Origin of the sequence: Paenibacillus sepulcri, assembly GCF_042647105.1 — a bacterium.
In the GTDB taxonomy this organism is placed as follows: Bacteria; Bacillota; Bacilli; order Paenibacillales; family Paenibacillaceae; genus Paenibacillus_Z; species Paenibacillus_Z sepulcri.
The window spans coordinates 5088161-5105882 of sequence record NZ_JBHRUP010000001.1 but is presented as its reverse complement, the minus strand read 5'-3'; the positions used below and the strand labels follow the sequence as shown (position 1 = coordinate 5105882).

The following is a 17722-nucleotide window of genomic DNA, read 5'->3' as shown; positions in this document are numbered from 1 at the left end:
GAAAGCAATCATTTTACCTAGGGAGGAAATTAACTTGCTGTACGAACTGCGTATCTATTCCGTTCATGCCGGGAAGATGGAAGCTATGAATGCCCGTTTCGCCAACCACACCATTGGAATTTTCAAACGCCTTGGAATGAAGGTTTATGACTTCTGGGTCGATCAGGAAGGACACTCCAAGCTGTATTACATCATGGAATACAACGATATGGACGAGCGGAACCGCCAGTGGGATGTATTCGGCCAGGATCCGGAATGGCTGGAAGTGAAACAGAAGTCGGAAGCGGACGGGCCGATTGTCGAACAAGTGGAAAAAATCTTCATGCAGCGTGCGGGATATTTCCAGCGCTAAGCGGGGATGTTCCCTTGAACAACAAGAGAAACTGTGCATTTCTGCATGTGTATCAGGCCTTCGTGAAGCTGTTTCCCCTCCATCTGCCGCTCGCGTCTGGCGCACTTAAAAACAGCCTGTTGAGAAGGTTCCCAACAGGCTGTTTAGTTGCATTATTTTCCATTAAAAGCAGTTTGAGTCTGGAAGGGAGTCAGCGAAATTCCATCCGTATTAAATATAGAGCCGTCATCAGCCACATAGTTTAATTCGCTCGTATCTGTGCTAAAGAGCTTGAACTGTCCTGTTGAATCCTCGTAGAGCTCTTCCTTTACCGGGAGGCCGGTATCCTGATCGAGAAACTCAATGAGCTGCATATTGGCCTGCGTCGTGTCACTGATATAGGACTGATAGCTTTGCATAACCTTATTCAGGATTTTCCCGTCCGGTGCTTGCTCGGAGCCGACGGATGTCCAACTGCTGTCCTTGTAAAAGTCCTTTAGGGCACTAAAATCCAGGTTGCCTAGATCGTATTTTTTAAATATATCCGGGTTGTCGGCCCTCTTGATTATTTTCCCGTTCACCGGATTCCCGCTCAGATCCCTTTGAACAATAATCAGATCGTTGCCGCCGTTGACATAGTAGGTGCTCTGATAGCTCAGCAGCTGATGATCTGCCGAATATTCCTTGGTATCCGACCTGTTATCCTTGGTTTCCGGGTTGTACCAACGTTCGGTCGTCATATTCTGGCTGCCGTCGGTTCTCGAGTATACGTCCTTGCTGTATTGGATCGTTCCCTGTGCGGCGACCGGTGCATCCGACGCATCCGCAGCCGCCGGCACTGAAATCAACGCACCCTTCTGAACCGCGTCGCTGTTGTTTGCCGCAAATGCGGTAATGGTGCCAAGGCTTCCGATGATAAGAGCCGACGCCAGGACGGTCCCGACTATTTTTTTGTTTTTACCTGCTGCCTGAAATTTCATGTTTTTTACCTCCGCTATTGGTTTTTGTAGGCAGGAATGCGCGAGTTCCAGCTTACATCTCCATTGTAGAAAAACAATCTCTCATAAGTATCGGTAAGTTGTAAATTAGTTGCATACCCCCGGAAGTAAGATCCTCACAATAGTGCCCTCATTCAGACAGCTTCTGATCTCGATCCTTCCCTCATGGAGCCTGACGATCTCCGCGCATATGGCAAGCCCCAACCCCGCGCTGTTGTTTGTCCGCGAATGGGCTTTATCCACCATGAAAAACGGCTCGAACACCTTCGGTATATCCTGTTCCGGTATGCCAATCCCCACGTCCTCTACCTCTATTGCATAGTGGACTTCCTCCGTCATGAGCCCTCTGAAATAAATGATGCCCCCGGCTCCTGAAGCTTTTATCGCATTGTCGATTAAGTTGGTGAAGAGGATTTTGATCAGGTCTCTTTCAATAAGCAGCTTTGCAGGCTCAACCGATAGTGAAAGTTCAATATTTGATTGTTCCAGCTGTGGTTTTAGAATCTGCTCCGTCTCCTCAAAAATCGGCATTATCTCTTCCATGTCCATGACCTTCTTTTTATTTCCGATGAGAACCAGGTCCATAAGCTTGAACGACAGACTTTCAAGCCGTTTTCCTTCGCTGTAAATATAGTTTAAGGCCTTGTAAAAAACTTCTTCGTTATATTTAGTCGTTCTCAAAAAGTCTGCATAGCCTATAATCGAGGTAAGCGGCGTCTTCAATTCATGCGTCAGATAGTGAATAAAATGTTCCCTGTTCTTGGCGGCATCCTCCAGTTCCTCGACTTTTTCTTCTACGGCAACGGCCATCTGGTTAAAATTCTCCGAAAGCAAGCCAATCTCATCATTCGATAAAACGCCGACACGGTGTGAATAGTGGCCGGAAGCTATCGTCTGTGCGGATTTTGTGAGCATGCGGACCGAGCGTGTGAGAAACCAAATCAGCACATAAAGGCCAGCGGCCAAAATAACGGTAATGACAATGTTGATCTTTACAAAATTTCTGATCTGAGCCGTCTTATCCTGATAAATGCCTGTAATATCCCGAATGTAGGCGAGCTTAAAATCGTCCCCGCTCAATTGGAGCCCGCTTGTGACGAATAAATAGCTCTTCTGGCCAACATCCCGGATGATATAGGTTCTGCTTGCGGAATCCCCTATCTCAAGCTCATTCCTCGGACCGGCTACGATTTGGGTGAAATCGGTGAAAACCGTTTGATTATGTTCATCCCATACTTCAATGGACACGTTGTCGGTGTCAAAAGACTTCAGATATTTTTGAGTGTTATTCTTAATAAAATCATCTGCATTGTTTTTTGCCGAATGTAACAGCCGATTCAAATTATTAATATACGACCAGCCCGTCTCGATCTGAACGTGCAGAATATGCTGCTCCGACAAGGTTCTGTCGATTTCTCTCATCAAATTCTGATTGAAATTATGCTCGATAAGATAAAATGAAGAGGCGTTGAACAGCAGTTCAAACAGGAGGAAGGTGCCAAAAAAAACCTTCTGCCAGAGTCTCATTCATGAGCCTCCAGCCTGTAACCGTACTTGTAGACGGTTTTAATCCGCTCTTCCCATCCCAGTTTTTTTCGAATCTTCTGGACATGAATGTCGACAGTCCGCGTCTCGCCCATGTAATCGTAGCCCCAGACAAGCTCAAGGATTTTTTCTCGGGACAGGGCTTTGTTCCGGTTGTTGATAAGAAGAAGGAGCAGCTCGTATTCCTTCATTGTAAGTTCGATAACGGTGCCGTCTCGCTTTATCGTGCGCTCCTCGAGGTAGATGTCAAGGCCCGCGCATGTTATCTGATCTGCTTTGCTTCCATAACGGCGAAGCACGACTTCTATTCTGGCCAACAGCTCCATTGCTTCAAAGGGCTTTACAATGTAATCGTCCGCCCCCATCTTGAGTCCTCTTACTTTATCAGCAAGGCTGTTCCGCGCAGTCAGGAATATGACCGGAACTCCGCTGCGGCTGAACCGGGGCATCAGCTCGTAACCCTCCATGTCGGGAAGGGAGATGTCCAGTAAAATTAATTGCGGAGAAAAACCCGAGAGAACGCTTTGAGCATCTTGTCCGTTATAGGCTTGTTTGCACTCGTAGCCCGCAACCTCCAGATTCAATTTAATGAGGTCGGAAATGGCCTGATCGTCTTCTATAATCAATATGTTCTCCAATATGCTGCGCCTCCGCTCTATCCGCTGAATATACACTCTAGTTGTTGCAGAAGTTTGTGAGAGTTGTAAAAAAGTCCGCAAAAAAATACACCCCTTGGAATAGATGTCGAATGAACCGGAGAGTTATTCAACGTCTGTCCTATGAGGTGCATCTCATATTACCTGGGTCGGTGATTGTAATGCCCTTTGCCTGCCGTTAGGAGGCTGGGCTGATTCATCCAAGAAATACTCGTTGAACGAGCCAGATTCCGCCCAGCATGAACGCAAGCGACGAGCCTGCAATAACGGTCCGCCTTGAAAATTTCCAGCGGTGCAGCATCATAAGCAGCGGCAGCAGAATGGCGACCAGCGTTACCTGAACGGCTTCAATGCCGAGGTTAAAGCTGATCAGATCCACAGCCAGCTGGCTTCGCGGAAGATCCATTTCCTTCAAAATATCGGCAAAGCCCATTCCATGGATTAATCCGAAGAAGAACGTCAGCACCCAGCGGTGACTGACCTGTTTGCGGATAATATTATCTACCGCGACAAAGCAGATGCTGAGCGCAATCGCAGGCTCGACAATGCTTGGGGATACATTAATAATTCCCAATACCGTAAGCGTCAGCGTAATGCTGTGAGCAATCGTAAATGCAGTGATCATGGCCGCATATTGCTTGAACTTCTGCCTTGCGATGAGCAGTGAAAACAGGAACAGGAGATGATCGTATCCGGATAATATATGGTTGATCCCCAGTGTAAAGAATGAATACCAGCCTGACATGACTTCCGACGGGCTTGATTCCTCTTCCTGCGGCTCGTCCATTTGCCCGCTGCCGCTGTTTTGCTGGACCAGCGCATCCTGCTGCAGACCGGCATAGTCTTTCTCGGTCAGCTGCATGCTCCAATCCCGGTATTTGCCGGATAGAGCCGATGTGCTTTTTTGGCTGCCGTAGTTAATCGTAACTAAATTAACATAGTTGGTGACGGAATCGTTCACGTACAGATTATCTGTCAAGGAAATGGGCTCGGATGCAGTTGCGGGCGGAAAGACAACCTTCAGGATCGCATTGGCGGCACTCCCTTTTTGTTCCATATCAAAGCTTTCTATTTGGGTCCAATCTTTGATTTCATTGTTAATTTGCAGCTTTAAATTTTCCTTGAACAATGCCGTAAGCCCGTCTTTAATTGCAGCAAATTCTTCCTCTTCAAGCTTGCCGTTCTTATTCGTATCCCCGCCGGCCAGTTCGATCACAGACAGCTCATCCAGCGCATAGGTCATTTCGATATTCGATTTGGTCAAATTCAACGCCGTGTAGCCGGCGCTGTATGCGTGGGCATCCACCTGGTGTTCAATGGGTATCAGAAGAAGGGCCAACAAGGCCACAATGCAAATAGAAAATCGGACAGCGGTGTTTATACGGAACATTGTATATCCTCCCTGTAAAGATAACAGGACGCCGTTCATAAGAACGGCATCCCTGTTAACCTATTACGATAAGACGCTTATTTGCTCAAAAGATTAAAGATGACTTGAGCGGCTTCACCGCGTGTAGTGATTCCAGCAGGCTGGAATACGCCTTCTTCGCGTCCGCCAACCAGGCCGAGCGCCGCTGCTTCTTTAATATAAGCTGCTGCCCATGACGAGAATTTAGCTTGATCCTTAAAGCTGACGCTTTCGTCTACCGACGGTTTGCCATGCAGCTTCTCGTATCCGCGCATAAGCATCGTTACCATTTCCTCACGCGTAATTTTTGCGTTGGCTCCGAATTGCGTTGCGCTCGTTCCTTGAACGATTCCCGCTTTCACGGCTGCGGCAACTGCATCCGCATACCAGTCTCCGCTTTTCACGTCTGTGAATTTCACAGTGCTTTGTTCTGTAAGCTCCAAGGCTCTTACCAGCATCGCTGTGAACTCGGCGCGTGTCACGCTGCGTTGAGGTTCAAACGTCGTGCCGCTCGTACCGTTGAGAATTTGTTTCGATACCAGGTCATTAATTGCTGCTGCTGCCCAATATCCGGCAGGAACGTCTTTAAATTGATTCGTCGTGCTACCATTGCCGCCAGTTGAAGGCGTACCTGTTGAAGGTGTACCTGTCGATGGCGTTCCGGTTGAAGGTGATCCAGTCGACGGTGTATCAGTCGACGGCGTTCCGGTCGATGGCGTATCTGTCGATGGTGTACCTGTTGATGGTGTTCCGGTTGACGGTGTACCAGTCGATGGTGTTCCGGTTGATGGTGTACCTGTCGACGGTGTTCCTGTCGAACCGAATACAGTGATCTTGCTTGTTGCTTTGAAGCTGCCATCAGCCGTCGTTACTGTGATTGTAGCCGTTCCTGATGCTTTGGCAGTCACTTTACCATTTGAATCTACAGTAGCAACCGAAGTGCTGCTTGATGTCCAGCTCACTGTTTTGTTCGTAGCATCCTCAGGTTTTACAGTCGCAGTCAGTTGAGCCGAAGCGCCTTCCTGCAAATCAAGAGCAGTTTTGTCCAGTTCAACTCCGGTTACCAGAGCTGTCACAGTAACCACACTTGTTGCTTTCAAGCCGCCATCAATTGTCGTTACCGTAATTGTGGCTGTCCCTCCAGCTTTTGCAGTTACCTTACCTGTTGGATCTACAGTTGCTACCGCCCCATTGCTTGAAGTCCAGCTAACCGTTTTGTTTGTTGGATTCTCGGGGTTAACAGTAGCAGTCAACTGAGCCGATTCACCTTTGAGTAAATTAATCTCAGTCTTATCCAGCTTAACTCCTGTAGTCGGAACTCCGACCATAATATCAGCCGTATTAACTTCTACAGTAGATGCAGTTTCGGCATGTTTATTCTCGGTAGTAAGAGCAGACTTTGCAAGCTGCACGGACGCTTTTCCAGAATTTTGCTTGTCCATTTTTTCGAAAGTGAGCTTGATGACATCCTCATACTGCCCATACACTGTGGAACGGAATGGCGTTGCAAGATCTGCCTTGATATTCACCACTCCAGCGGTAGCTGTATCGACATCAAAGGTGCCAGTATCCGCGTTAACCAATTCAGCTTTCACGAATTTGATTTTCGTGCTGTCATAGTTGAATGCAGTATCCAACTGTTTCACAGCATTGGCATTGGCCATTGCGTAATAATAATCCAACTGCGAGTTCGTATCTGGTTGTAGTGCTTCTTTGGCATAAACTTTTACGCTTTCCGGTTCTTTTACAAAACCGTAAGTATCGAGCTTGTCCAACGTATCCGAACGGAACGTGTCAACCGAGATGCTGTTCGGGGTTATGCTGATCGTAGAGAAGGTCGGCGTATGAAGCTGGCTTCTGGAAGCCGAATATCTCTCAGGGGTGGTATTCAATTCATAATATTTACTTCCGCTTGCCGAGTTCGCTGTAATGTACGTGTTGCCGTTCGGATTAACATCTCTTCCCTGGCTGTCCACGAGTTGTCTTCCTTGAATGTTATCCCCGTTCATTACAACGGTTCTAATGTAGGAGTGGTCATGACCCATGAAAATCATATCAACATCAAGAGCGTCAAGCGTTGGGAAAAGTGCTGCTCTCAAGTTAAGAACATACGTCTCAGTGGAGTGGTTTTTACCAGCGCCATAAATGTCATGATGGAAGGTAACGATTCTCCATTTCGTGTCCGGTTCTTTCGCTACTGTTTCTTGCATAAATTGTGCGTGCTCGGCGCCGTTCGAATTATTGGTATTCAATACCATGAACAATGTGTCACCATAGGTGTAGTAATAGTCGCCACCGAAGGAAGGGTCGGCAAGAGTCGTATTACGAGCATCTTTCATAGTACCTTTATCTGACTCATTTGGTACATTATAGTGATACTCGTAGTCTTTCGTGACATCATGATTGCCCACAACCGTTGCTAGAGGCAAGCTTTTCAGAACGTCAGGACTTTGGAATCCGTCATACTCTAATGCCAGTCCTTCAGCGGATCTATTTTCAATTTGATCCCCTGCCGACATAATAAAACTGTAGTTGGGGAACATGCTGGTCGCTTGCTTCAGCGTCATTGCCCAGCCGGCTGTATCTTTAGATACGTCGCCACCAGCACCGATTTGCGGATCTCCAACAAACATGATGGTGTAGTTAGTAGGATCTTGAGTGGCAAAATCGTAAACCGGACTCCAGTGGGCGTCAGTGCCGTCGCCTACACGGTATACGTATTTTGTTTTGGGAGTAAGGCCTGTGACTGTAGCTTTGTTGGAATAATAAACAGAGTCTGTAACTGTCGTTGCAGGTTCCGCCTTTCCTGTAACGGTCACTACCTGAGGACCAGCAGGGAAAACGCTGCCCGTCATATCCGCCTTCTTCGCCATCTGAACGATGCTGGCAGCGGGTTGACCTGGCGAAAGCCACGTGAAGTTCAACTCGGTCTCATTTCTTCCGGGATTAAGCGCGACGTTCTCGATTGCGTAAGGAATGTCAGCGGCTTGAACAACATTTACAGGACTTATCTTTCCTTTAAAGCCCGGGATTGCCGAAGGAAGCAGAGAGATTACAATTAGTATCGATAAAGCAATGATACTAATCTTGTAGAAACGCTGCTCCTTCTGACTGAACTTCTTCAACATGAAAAAAATCACCTCTTAAATAGATTTGTTTGCTCTTAACCCTACATCCGGCGATAAGAGCGACTGCTCCAATATAGTCTAGAATTATTAAATAAAACGCATGATTAAATGAACAATATGTAAATATGTAAATATGCCCAGTGTGCAAATAGCGGAATTACAAATAGGCCTTTATGATGAACCATACCAGTCCAAACAGCGCAATTGCTGTAAGGAGCGCTGGAATCCCCCGCTTGATTTTGTGTAAGTAATGGATTATGGGATAAAGGATCAGCGCAAGCAGCAGAAGGCCGGTTTCAATTCCTACATTATAAGCTGCCAGAGAAGACACAGAATGCCCACCATCCACTCTCATTCCGGACACCGCCTCGGCAAATCCGAAGCCGTGGATCAAACCAAATCCGCCTGCCAGCCCTATTTGGTATTTCATGTTCTTATTAAATAGACTATTCAGGGCGATATAGAGAATACTAAGCGCAATAAGAGATTCAACGAAACGGTCAGGCAGCACCAGGATATGCAGTCCGGCAAGGATCAGCGTTAAACAAAGAGCGACCGCAAATATAACTGCAACCATAAGATACTGTTTCACGGATCTACAGCCAATGAGAAGCGCCAATAGGAACAAAATAGCTTCAACAGCCGTTAGCCAATACTCCAGACCGATCAAAAAAAACTGCTTTAGCGCATATTGCAAACTCATTTGGCCCACTTGCAATTCATGAAGCTGCGTAATGAATACAGCCGTTTTTTGTAATTCGTCAACATGCAGGTTGACATAATTTACGTGCCATTGATCCCTTTCAAAAACCACGTTGTAGTTCAATGCCAACTGCCTGGGTACATTTCTAACCGGATACTCCAGCACCACTTCCGCAAACGGTTGCGCCTCACCCTCCTTTTCTATAAAACGAAACTGTGTCAGTTTTCCTTTAAGCGGCAGATTATCCGCATATAGTTCGATTTTGGAGAGCAAATCTGTTGCCACTTCCGCATGATACTTGCTGTAGAAGCGGTTCAAAACTTCCTGCGTCGATAGGTTTATGTCCGGGTCATCCAGATTTACCTCTGCTATCATGTCGTACATATCAAGCTGGAATACGTATTTTATAATGCCTTTCTCCATCGAGATATCCGAATAAGCTACACTGATGTTGCCATGCGCAGCCGAAACAGGCACCCATATACCAAACATAATGATAGATACTGCAATCAATAAAATCCATCTTGTTTTCAACTTCAAGTCCTCCTGATAGCTGTTTTAGAAATTATCGCCTCATAATACTATCTTCTAAATATTATCAAGTGAAAAGAGTTGCTTTATGTTGTTTGTGTAAAGCAAGTTTATAGGATGCTATTCACTGGTATAATCAATCTTGCTTATTCAGAGTTACAACTATGTATGGAGGTAGACTATGTTGGCGTCAAAGAAAGCAAGAGTTATTCTTTTCATTGCGGTATTGCTGGCCATTTCTTTATCGATGTATGCATTCAATCAGGCTCCCGAAACAAAGCATAATGAGTCGGGAAACAGTGCAGCTTCCAAAAAATTCGAAAAAGCAAAGGTATTAAGAGTCATTAGTGAGGATTTGCAAAGAGAGCCCAGCAGGGGGAATTTATATAATGGATCTCAGGAATTGGAGCTTAAAATTCTTTCCGGGGAGCATAAAGGTGAAATTCACACCATCACAAATAATATTAGTGTGTATTTAAATGTTGTTGCCAAAAAAGGGCAGACCATTATCGTTGACATTGATACTGCCAGTCCCACCTACTATATCATTTCAGTGTACAGCTATTATAGAGCCCCGATTCTGTATGGTATGGCTTTGCTATTCTTTGGCCTGCTGTGGTGGATTGGCGGAAGAAAAGGGTTAATGTCTGTATTAGGCATCGTCTTCACCTTTGCTTGCGTATTCTATTTATTTATCCCGATGCTCTATCGAGGTTATTCACCGCTTCTGGCGTCCGCGCTGATCGTTATTCTAGCAACCTTTGTCACCCTGACATTATTGAACGGCTGGACTGCGAGATCTTGGTCGGCTATATTAGGTACGATCTGTGGAGTAATTATTTCGGCGGCTCTGGCCTATATTTTTGGAAATTTAACCCATATTTCAGGATATAATACTGCAGAGGTGGATGTCTTGATCACCATCGCCGATGAAACGGGTATGCAGCTGGGCGGGATGCTTTTCGCAGGAATATTGCTCTCCTCCCTTGGCGCCATCATTGATGTGGCTATCTCTATTGCGGCTTCTGTTCACGAGGTCTATATGACTAATCCTAATCTGACCAAGAGAGAATTATTCAAATCCGGCATCAATGTAGGCCGGGATATGATGGGAACAATGGCTAACACGCTTATTCTTGCCCTTACGGGTACTACACTTGCTTCGCTTATGGTGCTTTATGCGATTAAGGCATCCTTCACACAATTGACCAACATGAATACGGTGACCATTGAAGTGATTCAAGGATTAACCGGATGCTTCGGCGTTGTTCTGACTGTTCCAATCGTTGCTTTTATTTCATCAAGAATTATTCCTAATTTCGAGAAGAAGGCTGCATTGAATAGGGAACTAGCAAAAACGACGGTAACCCGTGCCTCTGAAGTGTGAGATTGGTGCAGGGCAGAGCGGCTGTTTTAGCCCGCCTTTTCCTGAGCGGGTTTCTTTTTCTCAATAGCTATCCCAAATTCAAAAAAGAAGCGTTGGCACCTTACTGGCCAACACTTCTTCATTACTTACTTATGAAACGCTTCTCCCAATTTCTGGGTATGCACTCTTTTGAAAATCGTTCCGCAGTCGCCTGTCATCCCCTAACTCACCCAATAAACACAACGGCCCCATCCCGCTCCAGCGCCTTCGGCAGCTCTGCCGCAAGACGTTCAATCCGGACAAGGATTTGTCCGCGGCGCTCTCCGCTCAGCTCCTGCTCAGCCCACTGCTTCAAGCGCTCCAGCTCATCCAGCACGGCGGGCAGGTCCTCTTTGGTAATATCGATGCCGGATGAGAAAACGGGCACCCACTGCAGCCCGAGCGCCTTCACGGCAGGCTCCCAGCATTCCTGGAAAAAAGCCTCGGTTGCGACCGGCACGTTAAAGAAACGCTCGAATTCATTTTCAGGCTCAGGTATAAAAGCGCTAATGGACATTATGGTTTCCCCCTAAACAGAACGTTGAATGTATGATCCGGAAATTCCGTCCTCAGCTGGTTCAGACTGTTCTCCACGGCGCTTCTGAGCGCAGGCGTATCACCATCCAGCCGGAAAAACGAATTGACGGATTGATTTGATCTCCTCAAGTGACGGCACCTCCGCTGAACCATGGGCAGTGGGACGGGTAGCGACCGCTTTGGTTTGCATATTCAATATGCGGTTGCGGGTCTTCGCCAGGATTTGTTTATCGGCGAACTGCTGCGGCGTCTGGGCCGGCAGGCCGGTCCTTGGATTGATAATATCCAGCCCCTTGGCTGTCTTGTCTTCAATGAAAATACCCTTATCCAAATCGATTCCATCGAACTCGCCGACCGGGTTGCCCCGTTGGTCGACAATTTCGACCTCATGATACGATTTCCCTGCCGCTGCGGTTGTATCGTCCTTCTCTTCGTCGGATTTATTTTCATCCTTGCCTTTATCCTGCTCAGGATCATCGGTTTTATGGCCGCCGGCACCGTCTTTCTTCGGTGGTTGTTCCGGTTCATGCCCGTCAGGCTTCCGCCGCTTGAGCTTGTCGAGGATGCGTTGTATCGGCTTGCGCCCTTTCTTCGCCGCCCATTCGAGGGCTTTGCCAAACGGAATTCGGCTGAGCAGGATGGCCAGACCTGCGGCGATGGCATTCTCAGGCGTCAGCAGCCGCTTGGGATCGCGGATATCGCTGGCAATCTCATGCCCGCTACCGGCAATGCCGGGAATCGTCAGCGCAATGCCCAGCGCCGGCCAGAACTCGAAGAACAGCAGGGACAGCGCAAGCGCCCCCAGTATAATCGCGCCTTTCTCGAATCCGCTCAGACGGTCCCACCAGTTCTGCAGGGAATCGAACAGACAGGCGAAGCAGGCATCACCCGAGCCTCCCGAAGCATACGCCTCCATTCCTGCCCACAACCCCGCAACAAGCAGCACCACTGCAAGCCCCGCCGCCGCCCCGAGGAATATTTTCATCCGTTCCCGGACCCGGTCTTCTCTGCCTGACGCTTCCTCATTGCCATAGCGTAAAATGAAGCCAAGCTCCCGCCGCTCCCGGTAAAATCCCATCAGATAAGCGAACCTGCCGTTCCTGCGGAAGAGTGCTTCGCCCATATTCCATATTTCGGAGAATGGGTTGATGATGGACTCCTGCGCAAGCAGCGGGAGCTTGCTCCGTACCTGATTAAGCGTCCAATAATCGGCGACCAGCGAACCTGCCAGCATCAGCAGAAATACATCCTTCGTCTTGTAGCCGCTGCCAGTCCAATCGTGGATATGCAGCAACCAGCCGGGCAGCCCGTATTGTCCATTATAGGCGGCATGATCCAGGATCGCCCATAGCAGAAGCAGCCCGGGAAACACGAAAATCCACTTGTTCAGCCGGGTCCGGAGACGGTAGGCAATGCCGCAGCCGAGAGCGATCATGGCCGTATGTACGGGATGGCTGACCGTCATCATGGATGGCAGGAAGCTCTCCTCGAAGCGTCCTGGAAACAGCGTCCAGAAATCCCAATGGATCGTCTCCCCGCCGAACATGGTATAGCTGTAGCCGTAAGTGTCCGAGATGATCCCGGAGTTGGCCCAGCGGCGGGACAGCTCCTCCACAAGCTGAAACCCCGTGCCGGATGCGGCTCCAATCAGCGTATAATCGCTCAGGCTGAGGGCCGAGGCACGCCGCGAGAATAGCAAAAAGACTCCCAGTGGAATCAGCTTCCACGCTTCCTCCACGACCGGTGTCAGAACCGCCATCGACCAGGTGTCCGAGGTTCGCCCTCCGATAACCGCATGAACAGCATTGACCGTAAGGGCCGTAAACGGCACCACGAAGAGGGCACCCGCCATTACGAACGCAGCAGCCGGTTTCCATGGCAGCGTTTTGCCCCGGCACAAGACCCAGAACTGCAGCAGTACATAAAAAGACCATAAATACTGGACCATCATCTTGCGGGATTCTTCGAAGAAAATCAGGCTGAGCAGAAGCACGGCCAGCGAAACCCATGAAAAAACCGTATATGCCGTACGGATCAAGGGATACCTCGCGATCCAGCCTTTACATAACCGGTAAACCGCCTCCAGCCAATCCCGGATTCCGGTGCGGATTTGCCAGATGGTATTCGTTATACTCTCCTCCCTTCACAGCAGCTTATGCCCACTATTGTATGCTTTTTTGCAATAGGGCCAGGCCAATATGAGCAAATACTAATGATTACCCCAATTGAATGGAAGGTAAAAGAAAGACAGCAAAAATAAGACCTCATTCCTGATTGGAATGAGGCCTCTCGTTCTTTAGCCGGATAGTATCATCCGTCAAGCCCAGGGTTCCCCGCCCAGAACTTGCTTCAGTTCAGGAATCAATTTGCCTGCCACCGGAATGAGAATTGAATCGTCCTTCATGCTCTGCGGCTTCAGCACACGCAATTTAGGATCGAACAGCCATCCTTTGTTCAGGTTGACTATGGTCCCCCGATCCACACGGAGGAAGCCCGCCCTGCTCAGCAAGGAAGCCCACTCCTCCACACTCCGGATTGACCGGTATACCTCCTGATTCCCATGAAACAGCAGGTTTCCGCCAGGGTCCGTTTGCAGAAACACCGTGTCCCGGGAAATATGAATAAATCGCAGATTGCCATAAACATCTTTAACAGGAACGTGCATAGGTTTGCTCCTTAACCGTGTCGATACTCTGCAAAAACCAGGCTGTACGGCTCAGCGCCCGCAGCTGCTGCATCTGGCGACAGCCGCAGCAGGTACACGTCGATTTGCTCCAATACAGCTCTCGCCTGCTCCTGCGATAGCTGATGGGTCATTCCATGACCGGGCAGATAGCCGAATTTAGAAAGCAGCTCAATATTCACGTTTACGCCTGTGAGGATTTGGACATGACTGATCAGAACATCGTCGAGGGACGGCGAAGCAGCCGGAAGCTTCCCGTCCACCTTCAGGCAGTAAGCCCGCAGCATGGCATTAACAGCCATAACCGCAACCGTCAGGCTTTGCTCCGCCATTCCGTTATTCCAGAAAATGAGCGCACTCTCCATATACCGCCGGGAGGTGTCATGCCAGTATTGAGGATTCAACAACAAGCTGTGGGACAATACGGACGATTCATCCAGTCGCTCTGCCATGCCAGCCTCTTTTCGAAATCGGAAAAAGTAAGATTATTCCGTCATGTCCTGTCATTATACACCATTTTATTACCGTATAGTAGTTATTTATCCAAAAAACTTATTATCGGTATGTTATGAAGCTTGCTATATTTCACTACACTTTTAGCAGAAGAGAGGTGTAGTCATTATGTCGGAAACCCTTAAGCTGGTGGGCGCGAGAATCCGGGACATTCGAAAATCCAAAGGATTATCCCAGGAGGCTCTGGCCGAATTGGCCGGGTTTAATTCCAGTTATATCGGGTTTATTGAAAGAGCGGAGCGAAATATCTCCATTCTTAATCTCGAAAAAATCGCAGTGGCGCTCCATGTTGGCGTTTCTGATTTATTCTCCTATGTCCGGGAATACGAGGATCTTGCGGAAAGCGAGTCCCGCCTCAAGGAGATTTTATCCATGCTGAAAAATCGCGATTCGCGCGATCTCAATACGGCCAAAAATGTGCTGCTGGAGATTTTCGAGCGTTATGATCATAAAGGCTGAGGAGTAGCGGATATCGCCATCCTTGGTGCAGTGGACGAAAAGCTCATCCTTCCTGCAACGTTAGAAACGACAAATCCCCCCGCCCTGTCGATCATGGGCTGAGGGGATTTCTTATTGTTTGCTCTTTGTTCGAATGCCATTTCTACCGGGCATCGCGTTCTATTTTGCTTCTTGTGGAATGTCTGAGCATCATTTTGTAGGGGATAATCATTTTGACCGGAAGGGGATACTGATTTTCCATATAATCCAGCAGCAGCTTGGCGGCGAACATGCCCATTTCCAGCTTGGGCACATGAATGGTCGATAAAGGCGGCGAGGTGAATTCCGAAATTTCAATATTATCGACGCCAAAAAAAGCGATATCATCCGGAATTTTGAGCTCGCGTTCCGTGGCGGCGCGCATCGCGGCAATGGCCATCATATCGCTCGCGGCAAAAATAGCGGTCGGCGTATGCGCGCTATTCTCAAACGCCTGCTTCGTCAGCTCATAGCTCAAGGAAACATCCCATTTCACATCGATAACCCAGTTATCGTGGACCGTCAGACCCGCCTCCTGCATTGCGCTCCGATAGCCGAGGAAACGCTTCTCATCGCGGAAATTATCATCGAGCTCCGCTCCCCCGATATACGCAATTTGCCGGTGGCCCTGCTCAATCAGATGGTTGACGGCTTCCTTCGCTGCGGCGGCGCGGTCATAGCTGACAACCGGCACATCCTTATCCGATATATCCACCCCGACAATATTCCGCACATTGGCCTTGATCCATTGATAAGCCTCTCCGTCGATACGCTCGACCACAAGCATGCCGTCGATCCGATGCTCCTTCACAAGCGACTTCAGCTGCTCGATATCCGACTGCTTCTCAATGCTGTATACAAATTCAAGACGCATTCCCGCTTCGGTAAGCGCCTTCTCAATTCCTTCCAAAATAACCGAGAAATACGGATTATTATACTTGTTCTGAGGCATCGCCACAACGCAGCCAATATGATACGTGCTTTTGGGCTCATTTTTCTTTACCTTGGCCGGCCGGGATGTTTTGTAGCCAATTTGTTCAGCGGTTTCCCATATTTTTTTGCGTGTCTCATCGCTGACCGAACGGTTCGTATCGTTCTTCATAACCCGCGAAACGGTTGAAATGGATACACCTACCCGCTCCGCGATATCTTTCAGTTTAGCCATTCTCCCATTCCTCTTTTCACAAAACCATATCTAATAGAACCGAGCCCGGACTTTGTTGGGGCAATTATTAGTCACTCAACAATAATTTGCGGCAAATCTAATTTTATAGTTCTTGCAGGAGTAAGTCAAGAATTTAAAGACCGTTCCCAGTAAAGATACGGTTAATGCCGTCTTCCATACGGAAAAATACAGGACAAGCGCGTTCACGCTTGTCCTGTATTTGGCTTATACGTATGCCTGGTCTCAACGCTGCTGCACTATTGCATTTTCGAAGCCAGATCCTTTAGCGCCGCCTGAAGGTCGCCTTCGCCCGAGAGCGGAAGCTTCAAGGCTTGCTCGCCGTAAGTCCATACAAGGTCGGTCTTCTTGGCTGTAAATGGCGAAACAATGCCGTACTGCTGGGCGTCGAGGAAGATCTTGTTCGCTTCTCCCACGGTTTGAACATAGGCATCCGCTGCCGCTTTGTTGGCCGGAATGGAATAGCCCTGCTTCGCAAGCTCTGTCTGTCCGTCAGGACCGGCCAGCCAGGCAAGCAATTTGTAGGCAGCCTCTTCATGCTTGGTGCTCGCGCTGATCGCAAGTCCGGCAGGCTGAACAACGGTTTGGTTCGTTTTGAATTTAGGCAGGAACGAGATGCCGTAATCGATTTTGGCTTCCTGGTAGTTGGTGGTGTTCCAGCTGCCGCCCGGATTCATTGCGACCTTGCCGGTCGTGAGTGTCAGGTTCACATCGCCGCCAAGTCCTTCGATTTGGGCAGGTGTCGTGTTGATCTTCTTGTTCTTGGTCAGATCGATGAAGAAATTCAGCACTTCCTGCGCTTCAGGCGTATCGAGCGCAAGCGTATCGTCGTCATTGACTAACTTGGCTCCGTTCGACCACAATTCCGGCTCCAGGAACCAGTCCATGGACGAGCCGGGGGACAAGGACAAGCCCCATTGCACGATGTTTTTGGAATCAAAGCCGGGGTCGTCAGCGCTTTTTCCGTTCTTGTCCAGCGTCATCTTGGTCGCGATATCGACAATTTCATCCCAGGTCGGCTCCAGGGTAGGAACAGCCGCACCCTTCGGATTTGTTTTGGGATCCGCGAACAGCGCCTTGTTGTAGTACCATACAATAACATTGGCATCAATCGGGAGCGATACCTGCTTGTCCTGATACTTGTGCAGGCCAAGCAGGCTGTCATCGATATTGCTAAGATCGAATGAGTTCTCCGACAGCAGGCCGTCCAATTCTTTGAAAATTCCGAGGTCAGCATATTTATCAATATATGCATAGCTTGTTTTCAAGACATCCGGAAGCGTTCCGCCCGCAGCGTTGGCCGTCAGACCATCCCAATAGCTGGCCCAGTCCTTGCCTTCGAGCTTGACGGTGATGTTCGGATTGGCTGCCGTGAATTTATCCAGCAGCTCCTGCGTACGCTGTAGCTCCTCGGCTGTTCCCCACTGGGAGTACGTGATCGTTACGGGCTCATCGGATGGGGCATTGCTGCTCCCGCCCGTTTCAGGATTATTGGCCGAATTTGTTTCGCCGCCGGTGTTGTTGCTTTTTCCGCATCCCGTTATGACAATTGCCATCGTTAACACCAGAATCATAGCGCTGAACAACCATTTGCTCTTCGTTTTCATAGTCAGTTCCCCTTTAA

General features: G+C 48.5%; 15 protein-coding genes. 3 read left to right on the top strand and 12 right to left on the bottom strand.

The features are described from left to right. Window positions 1-34 precede the first annotated feature (34 nt). Window positions 35-352, top strand: a complete 318-nt coding sequence (locus ACFOLF_RS22555; RefSeq protein WP_210038665.1) for an NIPSNAP family protein — start codon at window positions 35-37, stop codon at window positions 350-352. 152 nt (window positions 353-504) lie between these two features. Here the strand turns inward: ACFOLF_RS22555 and ACFOLF_RS22550 are convergent, their stop codons facing one another. The 6 genes from ACFOLF_RS22550 to ACFOLF_RS22525 form a co-directional block, all read right to left on the bottom strand. After that, window positions 505-1311 (bottom strand): hypothetical protein, encoded by an 807-nt coding sequence (locus ACFOLF_RS22550; RefSeq protein WP_210038664.1) that lies wholly within the window; start codon window positions 1309-1311, stop codon window positions 505-507. A 105-nt stretch (window positions 1312-1416) separates the two neighbouring features. Continuing rightward, entirely contained in the window at window positions 1417-2856 is a 1440-nt protein-coding gene (locus tag ACFOLF_RS22545) for a sensor histidine kinase (RefSeq protein ID WP_210038663.1), read from the bottom strand. Continuing rightward, entirely contained in the window at window positions 2853-3512 is a 660-nt protein-coding gene (locus ACFOLF_RS22540) for a response regulator transcription factor (RefSeq protein WP_210038662.1), read from the bottom strand. The genes ACFOLF_RS22545 and ACFOLF_RS22540 overlap by 4 nt, the downstream gene beginning before the upstream one ends. A gap of 214 nt (window positions 3513-3726) precedes the next feature. Beyond that, window positions 3727-4920, bottom strand: a complete 1194-nt coding sequence (locus ACFOLF_RS22535; RefSeq protein ID WP_210038661.1) for a HupE/UreJ family protein — start codon at window positions 4918-4920, stop codon at window positions 3727-3729. Between the two features lie 77 nt (window positions 4921-4997). After that, window positions 4998-8066, bottom strand: a complete 3069-nt coding sequence (locus ACFOLF_RS22530) for an S-layer homology domain-containing protein (RefSeq protein ID WP_210038660.1) — start codon at window positions 8064-8066, stop codon at window positions 4998-5000. Between the two features lie 157 nt (window positions 8067-8223). Continuing rightward, the gene (locus ACFOLF_RS22525) at window positions 8224-9303 is read right to left on the bottom strand and encodes a HupE/UreJ family protein (RefSeq protein ID WP_379113486.1); all 1080 of its coding nucleotides are present in this window, start codon (window positions 9301-9303) and stop codon (window positions 8224-8226) included. A gap of 178 nt (window positions 9304-9481) precedes the next feature. On the opposite strand from ACFOLF_RS22525, the gene ACFOLF_RS22520 reads away from it, so the two are divergent. Beyond that, complete coding sequence (locus tag ACFOLF_RS22520; RefSeq protein ID WP_210038659.1) at window positions 9482-10687, top strand: YibE/F family protein; 1206 nt, start codon at window positions 9482-9484, stop codon at window positions 10685-10687. 205 nt (window positions 10688-10892) lie between these two features. On the opposite strand, the gene ACFOLF_RS22515 is transcribed toward ACFOLF_RS22520, so the two are convergent. The 4 genes from ACFOLF_RS22515 to ACFOLF_RS22500 all read right to left on the bottom strand — a co-directional run bounded on the left by ACFOLF_RS22515 (window position 10893) and on the right by ACFOLF_RS22500 (window position 14377). Further along, window positions 10893-11222 (bottom strand): hypothetical protein, encoded by a 330-nt coding sequence (locus ACFOLF_RS22515; protein ID WP_210038658.1) that lies wholly within the window; start codon window positions 11220-11222, stop codon window positions 10893-10895. A 99-nt stretch (window positions 11223-11321) separates the two neighbouring features. Beyond that, window positions 11322-13280, bottom strand: coding sequence for a PrsW family intramembrane metalloprotease (locus ACFOLF_RS22510; RefSeq protein WP_379219522.1), 1959 nt, complete (start codon window positions 13278-13280; stop codon window positions 11322-11324). Between the two features lie 279 nt (window positions 13281-13559). Further along, window positions 13560-13907 carry a LytTR family transcriptional regulator gene (locus tag ACFOLF_RS22505; protein ID WP_210038657.1) on the bottom strand — a complete coding sequence of 116 codons (348 nt, stop codon included), beginning with the start codon at window positions 13905-13907 and terminating at the stop codon, window positions 13560-13562. 11 nt (window positions 13908-13918) lie between these two features. Further along, window positions 13919-14377 carry a hypothetical protein gene (locus ACFOLF_RS22500; protein WP_210038656.1) on the bottom strand — a complete coding sequence of 153 codons (459 nt, stop codon included), beginning with the start codon at window positions 14375-14377 and terminating at the stop codon, window positions 13919-13921. Window positions 14378-14546: 169 nt separating this feature from the next. Between ACFOLF_RS22500 and ACFOLF_RS22495 the strand changes: the two genes are divergently transcribed. Next, the gene (locus ACFOLF_RS22495; protein WP_210038655.1) at window positions 14547-14897 is read left to right on the top strand and encodes a helix-turn-helix domain-containing protein; all 351 of its coding nucleotides are present in this window, start codon (window positions 14547-14549) and stop codon (window positions 14895-14897) included. Between the two features lie 142 nt (window positions 14898-15039). Here the strand turns inward: ACFOLF_RS22495 and ACFOLF_RS22490 are convergent, their stop codons facing one another. Both ACFOLF_RS22490 and ACFOLF_RS22485 read right to left on the bottom strand, forming a co-directional pair. Then, the gene (locus ACFOLF_RS22490; protein ID WP_210038654.1) at window positions 15040-16080 is read right to left on the bottom strand and encodes a LacI family DNA-binding transcriptional regulator; all 1041 of its coding nucleotides are present in this window, start codon (window positions 16078-16080) and stop codon (window positions 15040-15042) included. A gap of 257 nt (window positions 16081-16337) precedes the next feature. Beyond that, window positions 16338-17705 carry an ABC transporter substrate-binding protein gene (locus tag ACFOLF_RS22485; protein WP_210038653.1) on the bottom strand — a complete coding sequence of 456 codons (1368 nt, stop codon included), beginning with the start codon at window positions 17703-17705 and terminating at the stop codon, window positions 16338-16340. Between the last annotated feature and the right edge of the window lie 17 nt (window positions 17706-17722).